At 65.8% G+C, this 16,320-nt stretch carries 1 protein-coding gene; it reads left to right on the top strand.

The genetic code is table 11. The annotated features are described in order from the left end of the window. Nucleotides 1–4 precede the first annotated feature (4 nt). Nucleotides 5–16,315: a leukotoxin LktA family filamentous adhesin gene (locus FNV92_RS23730; protein ID WP_143844323.1), complete on the top strand. Its 16,311-nt coding sequence runs from the start codon at nucleotides 5–7 to the stop codon at nucleotides 16,313–16,315. Nucleotides 16,316–16,320: the final 5 nt, after the last annotated feature.

Genomic DNA, 16,320 nt, shown 5'->3' with positions numbered 1-16,320 from the left:
TGACATGCGCAGACCGTCTGCGACGCGAGACAATGACGAGCCGACGACGCTGCGGAGGCTTTCGCGCTTCCGTTCGATGTCGCTGCTCTGCGCGATGCAGATGGTCTTTCTGCCGGTGTACAGCGTCCGCCTTCAGGCGCAGACGGCGAACGTGATCACGCCGGACGGGCGCACCGGCACGAGCTTGCAGACCTCCGGCAGCGTCACCAATGTCACGACGTCGACGGTTTCGGGCAACAACGCCTTCAACTCGTTCTCGCAGTTCAGCGTCGGGCAGGGCAACACGGTCAACCTGCAACTGCCGATGGGGACGCAAAACCTCGTCAACATCGTTCGCGACGCGCCAGTCTACGTCAACGGCACCTTGAACTCCTACATGAACGGTGCGATCGGCGGTAACGTCTATTTCGCCGATCCGAAGGGGTTCGTGGTCGGCCGTTCCGGCACCGTGAACGTCGGCAGCCTCAACGTCTCGACGCCGACGCGCGAGTTCACCGACAGCCTGATCGGTGCGGGCGGGCAGATCAACCAGTCGGCGGTCGGCAATCTGATGGCGGGATCGTTCCCGGTCTCGCCGGACGGCAATATCCGGATCTATGGCCGGGTCAACGCAATCGACGGCGTGCGCCTGACCGGGCAGAACGTCTACGTCGGCGGCGCCACCCAGCGCGACATCGCCAATCTCGATCATGCCGCCAAGTTCGCAGCTTCCGTCAATGCGAAGGGCCTGCGCAGCGCCAGCGCGATCACCGTCAGCAACGGCTCGATCCATATCGGCGCGGTCAACAACGCTCGCGTCAACGGGCGGCTGACTGCGAAGAGCAAGACCTCGACGCCAAGCAATATCACGGTCCAGGCCGGCAACAATATCGATGTCGGCAAGAACGCGAGGCTGGACATCGCGAGCACGACCGGCGGTGCCGGCGAGATCCGGCTCAAGGCGGCGCAGAACCTGACCGTGGCGGGCGGCGCCACATTCGACGCCAGTGCGAAGACGGGCAATGCGGGCCTGGTCGATTTCAGCGCGAACGGGACCATCGACATCGGCCAGGGCATCAAGGTCGACCTCGGCGCGGACAACGGCAAGGCCGGCACGCTGCTGTTCGACCCGACCGACGTGGTCGTCGGCGATGCCGCGCAAGGTGACAACGGCGTGACGCTGTCGAACACCTCGATCGCGAATGCGCTCGCCGGGCTCAGCGCCGGTGCCGACTACCTCATCCAGGCCGATCATTCCGTGACGCTCGCCGCCCACGCGGTGATCGATGCCCGCCGTCTCGATGGCTCCGGCCATTCGACCGGCAACGCCAATAACGTCATCATCGACGCGCCGAACATCGCGATCATGAACGGCGCACAGATCCTCGCCCAGTCGGTCAATTTCGGCGGAACAACCTACGCCGACGGCAATGTGACGCTGCGGGCGACTGCGAGCGACATCAAGCTGTCGGGCCAGGCCACCGCCGCGACGGCCATCACGGTCGATGGCAGGATCACCGGCGGCAACATCACGATCGCATCGACCTCGACGGCGACGTCGAGCTTCACGAGCTCGGTCCCCGGCCTCTTCACGCTGGTGGGCACCACGCTAGCGGCCTCGATGCTCGGCATCAACGGCGGCTACGTGGCCGCGAGCGCCACTGCCTCGGTCAGTATCAACGGCCACGCCAACATCAACGGCACCGGCAACGTCTCCATCGCCTCGCACGGCTCGGAGACGGCGCAGGATCCGGCAATTGCGAGCACCTTGCTCGGCGGCTCGCCGATCGGCGCTTCGGCCGTCGTCGGCAAGATCGATGGCAACGTCACCACCAACGTTGCCTCCGGCGCCACGATCAGCGCGGGCGGCAACCTCGGCATCCACGCCATCAACGACGGTACGCTGAGCGTTGCTGCGGTCGCGGCGACCTCCAGCGCGCAATTCGTCGAGACGGTGGCCTACTCGACCGGCTCGGTCTCGACCACGGCCGATGTCGCGACTGGCGCGAACCTTTCCGTCGGCAATGTGAACGCATCCGGCAATCTGCTGACGGTGCGTGCGATCAACAACAATTCGTTCGCCACCAGTGCGACCTCGGTCGCGCTGAGCACGCCGACCGCCAGCGGCGGTGTTGGCGGGGCGCTCGCGATCAGCGACGTCACCACATCCGCTACCGCGAAGCTCGGCTCGTCGCTGGGCACCAGCGCGGCGTCGCGGATGAACGGCTCCGTCCTGGTCGAGGCGACCTCGAATACGACGAGCAACTCGACCATGGCGTCGACCATTGTCGGTACCCCGGCCTTGGTCGGCGCGATCCAGGAATTCTTGGTCTCCAGCCCCAGCCTGACGGGGATGATGGCTCAGCAGATGGTCTCGCTGATGCCGGTGAACTTCAATTTCAAGGCCGCCGGTGCGCTGTCGCTGGCCAACAGCACTGAAAACGCGACGGCATCGATCGGCCAGAATCCGAGCGGCGGCGCGCCCAGCCTTTATGTCAGCGGCAACGTCGCAGTCGTCAGCACCCTCATCGATCGGGGCGTGCGCAGCAATGCAACGGCTTCCGCGATCACCAAGGACGCCACCAGCGGTGAGGGCGTCGCGATCAGCGCCGCCGTCGCCTGGGGCAATTTCAATCACAATTCGAACGCCTATATCGGCGGCGGCACCACCATCAACGCGGCCAACATCGCCGTCGATGCCAACACCTCGATGCCGATTACCAATACCTGGTTGAAGTGGGATGGTCTGACCGAGGTCCTCGGCCACCTCAACGGCAATCTCGGCGTCGGCGGCAACATTCTGACGAGCTATGCCAACGCCACGGCCGACGCCGGCGATACGATCGGCGTTGCCGGTTCGATGAACCATTTCGTCGTGAACAACAACACGACGGCGTGGGTGGCCGGCAGCGCCAGTCTGATCGCGACATGCACGACCGCCTGCGGCAGCAGCGCGACGGTGAACAACGGCGACGTCCACACCTACGACACCAGCATCCAGATCGCGGCGACGACGACGACGGCGTCGATCGATGCCGCCGGCAATGTCGGTACACTCGGCTTCCTGTTCGGCAACACGTCGGGCGGCTCCTCGATCGGCGGTGCGCTCAATCTCGTCCAGTTCAACTCCAGCACCATCGCCGGTGTTTCGGACCGCGCGACGGTGCGGGCGGCGGACGACATTGCCGTCAACGCGACCACTTCGGATCAGTTCATCGCCGTCGCGCCGTCGTCCGGCAAGGCTGCCGGCGCGCTGGCATTGAATGGGATCACCTCGCTCGGTTTCCTGAACAACACGACGCATGCGTCGATCTCGAGCCAGGCCACCGTCTATGCCCCGAATGTGAATGTTCTGGCGCAGCAGGATCTGTCGGTCGTGACGCTGTCCGGTGCGATGAATTTCAACGGCAGCGGCGGTTCGGCGGTCGGATTGTCGGTGGCCTATCTCGGAGCGAATGCCGACACCTCCGCCTATATCGGCGACAACCATTCCGATATCCGCCCCGGCGTGTTCAGTGCGAATGATCCGTTTGCGGGCACCAGCGGTGGAAGCGGGTCGGTCAATGTCGACAACCTCACGCTCAGCGCGACCACTTCCGGGCGCATGACCGCTGCCGCCGTTGCGGCATCGGTCTCCGATCCGGCGTCGTCCAGCTTCTCCGACAAGGCGGGCGCCGCCGGCGCGGCCTCGACCGGAGGTGCCGCCGGCGTGGCGACGGCCGCAAGCAAGATCGCTTCGACCTCGGGATCGAGCACCGACGGCTTCAGCCTCGATCTCGCCGGCAGCTCGTCGGTGAGCGACGTCTCGCTCGGCACCAGCGCCTATATCAGGAATACGAGCGTCAACAAGTACACCACGGCCAGCGCCGTCACGACCAACACAATCGTTCAGGCCCTCAACGACACCATTCTCAGCAACGGGTCCGGCTCCGCGGCGTTCAATCTGGCCGGAGCATCCGCGCAGGGAGCTGCGATCGGCGGCGCGATCGCGGCCGCGATGTCGAGTAACGCCACGCTCGCCTATATCTACGGCACCACGATGAACAACCAGAGTTCGGTGACGGTGCAGGCGCTCAACGGCGGCTCGGAGACCGTCGTCGCCCTCGGCGTGGCGGGATCGAAATCCAATTCAGCATCGTTGTCGGCCTCCGTCGGCATCATGACGGACAGCGCCAACGCCTATATCGAGAGCTCGACGATCACGGGGCAGGCGAGCGGCGTCAATCGCGCGCTCGAGGTGGATGCCTACCAGACCACGAACATCGCGATCGGCGGCGGTTCTCTCTATATGTCGGGTGGCCAGGTCGGGGTCGGTATCGGGCTGACCTATGCGTCGATTGCCGATCCCACGGGGGGCAACGCCACCGACGCGCACATCCGCAGCTCCGCGCTGTCGAACTACGACACCCTGCTGGTGATGGCCGACAGCGCCAGCGTGATTGCGGCCGGTGCGGCCTCGGGCGGGGGCGGGGCCAGCGCCAACGGACTGGCCGGCGCGATCGTCGTCAACGAGATCTCGCCGACCACGACCGCCTATATCAATAGCGGCGCGACGGTGAGCATCAACGTCGGACGCGTGACGGTGCTGGCGGACAGCGGCGCCGTGTCGGCGCTGGACACGGCGCTCGGCAACCTCGTCAAGAGGTCGAACAACAACCATCTCGCCTCGGACACCTGCACGGTCGCTGGCGGCACGGGCGGACAGAATTGTATCGACTTCAGCGCGGCCGCGCTCAACGACGGTGCGGCCAACGGTCCGGGGGCCAGCATCATCTCCGTCGCGGGCACCATCCAGGCCGGCAAGAACAATGTCGGCGCGTCGCTGGTGTACGACACCATCGCGACGACGCATTCGGCTTATATCGCCAACGTGCTGCTGACGGCGGGCGTCAACGGCAATGTCAGCGTGAGCGCGGTCGATTCCTCGAAGATCCAGGCGGTCACGATCGGCTTTGGTCTGGCAACCGGGCAGTTTGCCGGCGTCGGCGGCACGACCATCAGCTCGATCGCAAATACCGTTTCGGCCGCCATCGGCAACAGCTTGTCCAGCGCGTCGCAATCCTCCGTGACGGCATCCAATATCTCCGTGAGCGCCACCGACAATTCCAGCATCACAGGAACCGCCGCCGTCGCGGGCGCCTCGACACAAGGAAGCGCCGCGGGCCTCGCGCTGGTCAACAGCAGCATCGCCAACTCTGTCAGCGCCGGTGTCACCGGCTCGAAGCTGACCGTCTCCGGCAACGTCACGATCGGAGCGAACTCGAACGCCAGCATTTCGACGGTTGCCGTGGGTATCGCGATGTCGTCCCAGGTCGGGTTGGCCGGCTCGGTCGCGACCAACCTGATGGGAACCAACGTTACGGCGAGCATCACCGCGGCCGGCATTAACGGCATCAATGGCGCCGACGTCACCGCCACCAACAATGTCGGCGTGGTCGCCGGCAACAACGACAAGGCGGCGGTGTTCGCCGGCGCGGTGTCGATCAGCAAGGGCGCGGCGGGAGGCGCGGGCTCGCTGGTGACCAACCGGATCACCGGGACCACGGCAGCCTATATCAGCGGGGCGAACACCAGGGTCGACGCGCTCGGAACGAACTCGACCAGTACACTGTCGGTCAACAATGGCACGCTGGTCCATGCCTTCGATCTCGGCACCGCCCATGCGCCGAGCGACGCGACGCCCGACCTCTCCGAGAACCAGGACAGTGTCCGCGGCCTTGCCGTCGTCGCGAGCTCGCACCAGGCCGTCGTGACAAATGTTGCATCGGTCGCCGCGAGCAGCGGCGTCGCCATCATGATCAACCCGATCACCAATGTGATGAGCGGGGCGACCCGGGCCTATATCGACAGCGCAGCGATCGACACGCGTCTGACGTCTTCGACTTTGACGCCGCAGATCGAAGTCGCGGCGTCGAGCTTCTCCTACTCCGGCGCGTTCGGCGCCGGCATCGCCTATGGCAGCAGCGGCGGCGGTGGCGCGACGATCGTCTCGACGACAATGTCGCGCGATACCTTTGCCACGATCACCAATGCGATCATCGGCGGCGTCCAGTCATCGAGCCCGACGGTCGGCGCCGTCACCGTGAAGGCCCATGCCGAGCAGGATGCGTCCTCGATCGCGATCGGGTTCAACACCGGCTCGGTCGGGCTGAACGTCTTCCAGGCGACGACGGAGGCCTATGTCGACGGCGGCGCGCTGACTGCCGCGTCGCTCACGGTGAACGCCACCAACAACACCGGCATCTTCTCCGCGAACGGTTCCGGCGCCTATGGCAGCCAGGCCGCGATCGGCGCCGCCTTCCTGGTCCAGGTCTCATCGAACCGGACCGAGGCCTATGTCGGCGACGAGTTCGCCTATCACGGCGGCACCGCAACCCACACCACGGCGATCAACCTGACCGGCGCGCTCGACGTGGAGGCCAAGACCAAGAACCGCTTCGAGGCCTATTCGGTGGGCGGCGCGCTCGCGACGGGATCGGCCGCGATCGCGGGCATGGCGAACATCGAGATCGCCAGCAACACCACGATCGCGGGCGTCTACGACGTCACGCTTCAGTCGCCGACGGGGGGCACGGCCGGCGCCGTCACCATCAACGCGACCGAGGACGTCGCGATCAAGGAAATCGCCGGCGCGCTCGCGGTCGGCGCCAGCGGGGGAGGCGTCGGCATCGGCGCCGCCGCCAACGTCATCGTCTTCAAGAGCCAGACCACGGCCGAGAGCATCAACAGCAACCTGAATTCGTCAGGCGCGATCAGCGTCAACGCGCTCAGCACCAAGGAGGTGCTGTCCTATGCCGTGACCGCCGGGATCGGCGGCAGCGTCGGCATCGGTGCCACCGTCGGCGTCATCATCATCGGCGCCAATCTCGGCGATACGCACGAGCAGTCGCAGCTCGACGGCACCATCGGCGCCGCGAACTCCGGAACCAACAGCTCGCACGGCAGCGATGCGGTCGCGAGCGGCACCGCCGGCGATCCGAGCGGTGCGAACGTGACGTCGACCTATAACGTCAGCGGCGTGCTCACAGACGCTGGCCGAGACGGCGTCACCGCGCAGGTGCTGGGCGGCAACGTCACGGGCACGCAGGTCAATGTCGCCGCCATCAGCGCCAACGCCGCCAAGATGTACCTGCTCGGCGCCGGCTTCGGCAAGAATGTCGGCATCGGGGCCGGCATCGGCTACACCAGCGTCAAGAGCTACGTGCTCGCGGACCTGACCGCGAACGTCACTGCGCCCTCCGTGGCGGTGGCGGCGGTGGTCAAGGACGCCACCACCGGACCCTATGCCGGCAAGACCATCGACACCGAGGCGATCGCCGGCGGCGCGGCGCTGTACTTCGGGGCGGATGCCGCCGTGGCGATCGGCAATGTGGCCAACGACGTGACGGCCCGGCTCGGCGGCCATGTCACCGGCACGGGCGGCACCGGCGTCGCCGTCATGGCGACGGATTCCACGACCCAGGTCGTCTTCACGGGCGGCGTCACCGCCGGTGCCGCGGCGGTCGGCGCTTCCGTCGCCACGGCAGGACGATCGAGCACGGTTGCCGCGCGAATTCTGGATAACGCCGTCATCGGTGCCTCGGCAGTGGCGGTCGGTGCATCGGGCGCGGGCACCTTGACCACGACGGCAACTGCGCTCGGAGGCGGTATCGTCGCCGGCATCGGTGCGGATGCGGAAGCCCACGAAAGTTCGACCGTGACGGCCGAGATCGGTAGCGGTGCCTCGATAACCACGTCGGCATCTGATGTCGGCACGCTGGTGTCGGCGTCGATCACCCCCAATCTGTCGAGCGAGGCGATCGGCGTTTCGGTCGGCGGCGGTGCCGTCGGCATCGCCATCGCGAGGTCCACGGTCGAAGCCAGTGTTACGGCCGATGTCGGCGACAACGTCGCTTTCTCGGGCGGAGCACTCGCCGTGACCGCGATGGCGCTGGTCCCGACGGGCGGCACCACGACCTGGACCAAGGCACTCGCCGGTGGTGGCGGCTCGCTGATTGGTGCGCAGGGAAGTTTGGCCCAGTCCTCAGAGAACGCGACGGTCAGCGCCTATGGCGGGACGGGCATCGCACTACCCAACAGCGACGTAACGATCGCAGCGCAGAACGACAGCGCCCAATACGCCGAGGCGACCGGCCTTTCGAGCGGCTTCCTGGCGCTCGGCGCCACCGTCGCGCAGACCTCGTCGAGCGCGCACACTTACGCCTATCTGGGCGCGCCTGCCGATATGGACGCCACCCATCTGAATCACACCGGCTACACCGGCATCCTCGAGATAACCGCGACCGGCACGGACTCCAATGTCTCCAACGCGACGGTCGGAGCGGGCGGCACCTATGCCGGCGCGGCGGCGGTCGCAACGACCAGCTCGACCGCGGTGACCAATGCGCGGTTCGACGGCGGAGCCACCGACGACACGCTCTATTTCGGCGGCCTCAGCGTCAAGGCCAAGCACACCACGAACTATGCAGCCAGCGGCGACGCCTATCTGGCCGCGACGGCCGGCGTGTCCGGCGGCCAGGCGAAGAATGACGTCGCTTCCACCACCACCGCCGAGATCGGAACGCATCTGATCATCAACACGGACGGCGGCAACATCGTCGTCATCTCGAACGACATCGTCAATCAGGCCGGCGGCGGCGCGCGTTCGGGCTCGGGCGGCATGTTCTCGGGTGCGGCCGCGCTGAGCGAGTCCACCGTCACCCAGACCGTCACCACCAATATCGGCGCCGGCACGATCCTGAGTCTCAACGGTGATCCCAGGACCGCAACGGGCGTGATCGACATCGAGGCGTACAACACGCTGAACACCACCGATACGGTGAGCTTGGCCACTGCGGCCCTCTTCGCCGGCGGCGGCGCAGAATCCAACATGACGGCAAATGCCGCGCTCGCAGTCAACATCAATGCACGCGAGTTGTTCAGCGTCGGTAAGATCTATGTCGGCACCGCGGCGAAGATGGCGGCGTCCAACAACGCCAATGCCAGCCTCTACGGCGCGATCGCCGGTGTCGGCGCCAGCACCAACAGCTGGGTCCACGCCGACCAGAGCGTCAACGTCTTCGGCGGCACGACGATCCAGGCCTGGCGCGACATCAACATCTCTGCCGGCATGTCCGGCGATACCATCACCTTCAGCAGCGTGCAGGCGACCGCGACGACGGTCGTCTACAACAACACGGTCATTCCGATCTCCACCCTCTATCGCGGCACGGCGAATGCCAGCGACAACAGCAGCCTGACGTTGGCCGACGGCTCGCGCGTGCTCGGCGTGCGCGACATCTATCTCGGCGCCACGCAGGGGCAGGTGACGGCGACCGGCAACGGCAGCAACTACAATCCCTATCTGGACATCTTCAGCGCCAAGAACAGCGATAACCACAGCCATACCAGCGGAACGGGCGACGTCGCGCTCAACGGCATGGTGGTGGCGGGCATCAACAACGACGTGACCATCACGATCGATCTCGGTGCGAGCGCACCGGTCTTGAGCACGTCGAGCCCGCACTCGTCGATTTCATCCACCCTCGAATACGTCGCCGACGTCGATCATTTCAGCCCGGTGAAGAGCTGGGACCACCAGACGATCCAGTACACCATCGTCGGCGGCTTCAATCCCTATGACAACATCGTCAACCAGCTGGCCACGCTGACCGGCCTGACCGCGACGCAGATCCGGACCCAGCTCTCGACCTCGACGTCCGCACATCCCGCCACGATGGCGCCCTCCGGCGCCGATCCGACGGGCGACGCGCAGCGCCAGATCAACGCACTTATCCAGCAGGCGCCGTATACCTCCGACGCCCCCGGCAACGCTTTCGCGTTCGGCGACATCCTGGTGTCCGCCGGCAACGTCTCGATCCTGGCGCAGAAGCTGACCGGAAACAGCCTGTCCGGCCACACGGCGCCATCGGTCACCGCGCAGAGTTCGCCGAAGATCAAGGTCGAGAACCGCGGTCTCGACTTCATGGACTTCGCGAATCTCACCGTTACCAATGTGACCGGCGGAAACATCAGCTACCGCCAGATCGACCATGTCGACCCGGACTCGCATTCCAACGTCACCTTCACCGCCACGCCGAGCGCGACGCCGATCATCGACATCTCGGCCACCTACAACCGCGTCGATCCCAGCACCGGGCTCGGCGTCGACGACAACGGCAACCAGCTGACCCGCAAGCCCGACATTTATTTCGACGGTATCGTCACCAACGAGAACGGCCTGCTCAAGATCACCAGCCAGCTCGGCAGCGTCGTCGCGTCACAATCTCTCAATGCCGCGACCATCCAGATGGTGGCGCCCAACGGCTCGTTCATCTTCCTTGGTGGCGTCGGCAGCTTCTACAACTCCAACCACGATGTCACCTCGCAATGGGCCGGGGTCGAGTACAAGCCGGCAGACAACGACACGCTGACGGCGGTGATGGCGGCGGCGACCTATCTCGGCGCCTATGGCGATTACGCGACCAGCCCGCATATCGGCGACGGCGGCCAGCACCCGTATTTTTATTATTGCTGCGTCGACGGCCATGGCGGCGTCCAGCAGACCGCCGCCAACAGCACCGTCTTCACCGCGCGCATGCTGATGACGTATTATGACGGCCTCTCGCTCTATTCGGCGATCTTCCTGCCGATGGGCAACGGCTCGCCCAACGGAGGCGGCGGCAGCGTGGGAAGCACCTCCACGCTTGCGGCGATGGAAGGCCCGACGGTCCAGACCATCTCGACCGCGCCGTGGGAGCGGAATACCTATACCGGCCAAGGCGTCTACAGCAACACGACCTACGACTATACGACGACCTCGACAGACGCCCAGGGTCACACCACCACCACCAACCACACGTCCACGTTCTACTCGCCGTTCAATTGCTCGGGATGTTCGGCCTATTTCCAGGTCGTCAATATCCAGAACGACGTGATCACGCCGAGGACCGCGAACACGAACGCGTCTTCGAACTGGGCCTCGACCACGCCCTCGGGGTACCAGAACCCCGAGGACCGGCCCTTCATTCTCGGCCAGGCGATCATCATTTCGGCGGGGGTCATCAACGTCAACGGCCTCATCCAGAGCGGAACGAGCAGCAACTACTCGGTCGATATCGGCAGCGGCGTGCTGTCCGCCATCAACGGCCTCAAGACCAGCAACAATGGCGCGGATTTCGCCCAGGCCCAGGCCAATGCGCGGAACGGCAGCTATTACGACATCACGGCGGCTGCGACGACGCAGTTCTCCAGCGATATCAAGATCGGGGTGAAGTACAACGCGCTCACCGACCAGATCATGGTGAACGGCGTGGTGCAGGGCTCGGGCGGCTACGTCTACCTGAACGGCAAGATCATCTCGACCTCGACCGACGGCACCTCCCAGGGCACGATCGCGGTCAAGGGTGGTGCCGGTACGATCAATGTCAACAACACGACCGGGCTCCAGCTCGTCACTAACACGATCAATACGGGCGTTAGCGCGCCCAGCGTGATCCAGATCGTCGATCAGCTCCAGCAGCAGACGACGTGGTACGTCTACAATCCGTCCGCGTCGGGCGGCCAGCAGGTGTCGACGTATCGGACCAATGGCGTCAATGCGAGCCAGTACACGGGCTCGATGCTGACCGGCCTCAGCGGCACGGCAGGCATCCAGTACGCCGTGAAGCCCAACATGTACTATCAATGGGTCGACACGGCGACGCTGGATCGTCCGACGACCAGCACGCAGTTCGACTATGGCTGGCACTACACGCCGAACGCGTCCGGAGACAACTGGACCCGCACCGTCAGCCTGGTCGAGAACGTGATGCAGGCCACGGGCGGTGGCGGCAACACCGGCCAGTTACAGACCGCGAACTTCCAGGAAGTCGTCACCGCGACCGGCAGCTATCACGGGGGTGGCTACAACACGTCAGCTGGCCTGTGTTGCGGTGCGGATGGTCATTACGAGTGGTACCAGCAGATCTACGATCACCTGACCCTGACGCTGACCAACACGGTCAAGGCGTCGAACCCGATCAACATCCAGTTCAGCGGCGGCGGCGTGAGTACGGTCAACGTCAGCTCGAACTCCGGCATCGTCATCAACGGCCCGATCAACAACCTCTCGGGTGATACGACGGTCATCGCCACCGGCGCCAATTCGGCCATCACATCAGGCGCGGGTGCCAACAACCCGATGATATCGGGCAAGAACGCGACTCTGTCGGCGGATGGTGGCATCGGCACGCGCGGCACGAACGGTGTTCCCGTCCAGGTGCAGGTCTACGGCGGCAGCCTGAAGGCCGATACGATCGACCGCGACATAGCGATCGCGGCCACCGGCTCATTGTCGATCGACCACGTGAGGGCGAACGCGTCAGGCGCCACGCCGCAAGGCAGCGTCTTCATCTCGGCGACGGGCGACATCAACTCGGCGGCCCCCTACAACGTCGCCAATCCCGTCGTGGTCGGCAAGAACATCGAGATCAATTCCTCCGGCGGCGCGATCGGCGCGACCAGCAGCGTCGTCAATGGCGCGACGACCCTCACCAATATCAATCCGCTGGTGATCCAGGCGACGGGCACGGTTCAGGCCGGCGGCACCGTCGATGGCGGCGTTCTCGACAGCGCTTCGGCCACCGGCACCTACATCGTCCAGTCCAAGGGTGATTTGCGGCTCGGCACGATCCAGTCAAGCGGTGGCCCGGTCTTCCTCGAGGCGGCCGGCTCCGACAACAACCCGGCCAGCATCCTGAACGGCCGCCCGGCCGCCGGTATCAGCGCGGCGGAGAGCGCCCATCTCCAGGCGGTGTGGGACAATCTCGGCCTGCTCAACGGCAATCCCGCCACCGCTGCCGTCAACAGCTACCAGTCCATGGTCACGGCGGCCTACAACGACTACTTCCAGCTCAAGAACATCGCCTTCGCGAACGGCACCTACAATCCGACCTCGGTGGGCCTGACGGTGCTGCGCGCGCAGGTGGCCGCCAAGCTCGGCATCGATCCCGCCAACGTCTCGACGACGGATATGAAGGTCGAGGCGACGACGCGGTTCCTGAGGGACCAGTTCCTGCTCGGCAAGATCTCCACCGCCGAGCTCAAGAGCTCGCTGACGGCGCTGCTCGGAAACGCGCCCACCGACGCGCTCGCGACGGTGTTTGGCACCACGCTCTCGTCGGGCCTGTTCACGAACCTGTTCCAGGGCGTCGCCGCCGCCGACCAGCGCCTGCCCACCAATACCGCGCTGCAGGCCGCGCTGACCACCTACAGCGCGAATTACAGCTACACGCTGGCATCGACCGAGCGGGTCTACGGCATCATCACCTCGGGTTCGCAGTGGACGCATGACCAGCTCGCCTACACGGTCTCGTCGTCCGCCGTCGGCGCAGCGCCGCCGCCGATCGATCCGAATGTCGCGGCCAATGTCAGCGCGAGCCAGATCATGCTCTACGCGCCGAAGGGTTCGGTCGGCAATTCGGCAGCGCCCCAGACGTTCACCTTCACCAGCGTCGATTCCTCGGCGCTGTCGACGGAGCAGAAGGCGTTGCTCTCGTCGGCCGGCCCCGGCCAGCTCACGGTCGGCGCGACCACTGATACGACCACCCATGTCACGACCTATACGGTCAGCCTGTCGCAGCAGAACCTCGTCGTCCTGGACAACCCGATCGCCATCTCGGCCAAGGCGCTGACGAACATCTATCTCGGCAGCAAGAACAGCCTCACGCTCGGCGGCATCACCGCGAGCTACGGCCCGATCGCGGCGGCGCAGGCCAACGGCATCGCTGTGACCGGCCGCGGCGATGTCAAGCTCGACGCCGTGACCGGCATCACCGCCGCAGCCGGCGTGACCGGCGTGCCCGTGATCACAGGCGATATCGCCAACCTGACCCTGATCGCCGAACACGGCAATATCGGTGCCCCCTCGGGAGCCGCCGGAAGCAATCCCGCGAGCAACGCGAACGCGATCCAGATCGCTTTCGCCGACGCCGCCAACGATCAGCTCGACCAGGTCTCCTCCGGGCAGGGCATCTATGTGAAGCAGACCACCGGCGATCTCATTCTCGGCAATATCTCGGCCGGCAGCGACATCCAGATCGCCGCGGCCGGCAGCATCTACGCCGAAGCCGGCTTCACGGACCGTACGGCGATCCACATTCTCGGCGCCGACCTCGACCTGCGCGCCGGCGGCAGCATCGGCTTCAATGGCGCGTCCTTCCAGCCGCTGCAGGTGAATATCTCGGGCGCCGTGACGGGCTCGGCGGTCGGCGATCTCAGCATCCTTGCGGTGACCGGCGATCTCGCGGTCGGTGCGAGCGGCGCCTATGGGACGCTGAGCGCCGGTGGCGCGCTGACGCTGAACGCGGCGCGCGGCGCGCTCACCATCAACACCAGCCTCACCAGCTACGGGCTGATGCAGCTGCTCGCCAACCGCGCCATCACCATTCCGGACGGCACCAGCGCGGCGCCGGTGCTGGTGACCAGCAGCACGGAGGGCGTGACGCTGGCCGCCGCGACGCTGTCGATGGGCGCCTATTCCGCGATCGATGCGGCCAAGGTCATCACGATCGCCACGACGGGCGACGCGATCCTTGGCCAGCTCAACACGCCGCTGTCCTATGCCGCGGCCGGCAATGCCCCGTCGATCGTCGTCAGCGCCGGCGGCGTGGCGTCACTTGGTGCGATCCTCGGCAATGGCGACGGCCAGACCACCTTCATGACCTCAGGAGCCGGCGCCAGCCTCGACCTCACGGCGTCGAACGGCATCGGCAGCGCGACGCGGCGGCTCGCCTTCAATGCGTCGCTGCTCTCGGCAAGCACGACCGATGGCGGTATCTACCTCCAGGCCTTGACCGGCACCGAAGCGACGCTGCTGTCGGCGCTGAAGGGCAACGTCGATATCATCGGCACCCAGGCGCTCACGCTCGACCGGGTGCTGGCGGGCACGGCAACCGGCGCCAGCGGCAAGTTCAGCGCCGTCATCGACAGTGGCAGCATCGTCATCGGCACGGTCGACAGCAGCGGCTCGCAGACGGTCCATGCCAGCCAGAATGTGACGTTCAAATCGCTCACGGCCACCGGCTCTGCCAGTGATGCCGGCAACATCGACGTCACCGCGGACACCGGCTTCATCCTGGCGCAGACGGTGGTGTCGGGCGGCGTGACCACGCTCGGCTCGGTCTCGGCCCACGGCTCGGCCAGGCTGATCGCGGCGGGAACCAACACCGGTCATAACCTTGCGGCGGCGACCGGCAACGCGGTCCTGAGCGGCACGGTCGTTCACTGGGATAATCTCATGGCCGGCGGCACGCTCGACGTCACCGCGACGGCCGGAGGGATCACCGTCGGCACCGCCATCAGCGGCGGCACGCAGAACTTGCATGCTGTGAACGACATCGTCTTCAGCCAGCTCACCACGACCGGCATCCCGAGCGATGCCGGCGACCTCAACGTCAAGTCGGACACGGGCTCGCTCCATGGCGGATCGATCACCGCCAACGGCGAGACACGTTTCGATGTGGCCGGATCGGTCTCGTTCGACCGGATCAGCGGCGACACCGTCAAGATGACCTCGTCGGGTGACCTGACGATCAACTGGGTCAGCGTCGTCAGGGAACTCGACCTCGCGGCCGATACGATCAACGTCAAGGGCGAACAGGTCCGCTCGAACCCGGCGATCCCGCTGATCCTGAATATCACCGGCTACAACGGCGGCGTCGCCAAGTCCGCCAACGTCTCGATCGATCCTGACAGCATCATCATCAACCAGCTCAGGGTGGTGGATGCCAACGTCTTCACCGACGCGCATGCGGTCACGATCCTGAACGGCTACGTTCCGGGTCAGCTGATGCTGACCACGGCCACCCAGCAGGTGCTGCTCGACAACCGCGCGCCGGCGCCGTCGAACTGGCCGACACTGCAGCTCTACCAGCCGGGCGGCGTGTTCACGATGACCCAGATCGGCAACGCCAATGTCACCAATGCCTATGTGGTGTTCTACAGCGGCGACGTCTCGGCGACCGTGACCAATTACGGGCCGGGCCACACCTGCTGCGACGATTTCACCGGCGCCAGCATGGTGCGCAACATCCCGGTCGACGGCGAGGGCAGGGAGAGCATCGAGACCTGGATCGCCAGGAAGGACGGGGCAGGGTCGTTCTATCTGCTCGGCCTCTCCGGCAAGGCGCGGCTCGATGCGCTGATGACGCCGCGGCCGGTCGAGACGATCGGCTCCGGTCCCGCCGTCAACATCGAGGGGCTGAGCGACCTGCGCAAGCTGCGCCGTCAGGGACAGCGCGCCGGTCGCCCGGGCTGGAAGGACGCTTCTGTCGAAACGACGCGGCCGGCCGTCGGCCGCCTCGCACAGGCATGGTAGCGGGA

This window comes from Bradyrhizobium cosmicum (assembly GCF_007290395.2).
GTDB lineage: Bacteria > Pseudomonadota > Alphaproteobacteria > Rhizobiales > Xanthobacteraceae > Bradyrhizobium > Bradyrhizobium cosmicum.
The sequence above is the reverse complement of the archived record's forward strand: the minus strand, read 5'-3'. Positions and strand labels throughout refer to the sequence as shown.

Coding starts and splice junctions, on each gene's coding strand:
- FNV92_RS23730 (WP_143844323.1), top strand. CDS start 5: ATGCGCAGACCGTCTGCGACGCGAGACAATGACGAGCCGACGACGCTG.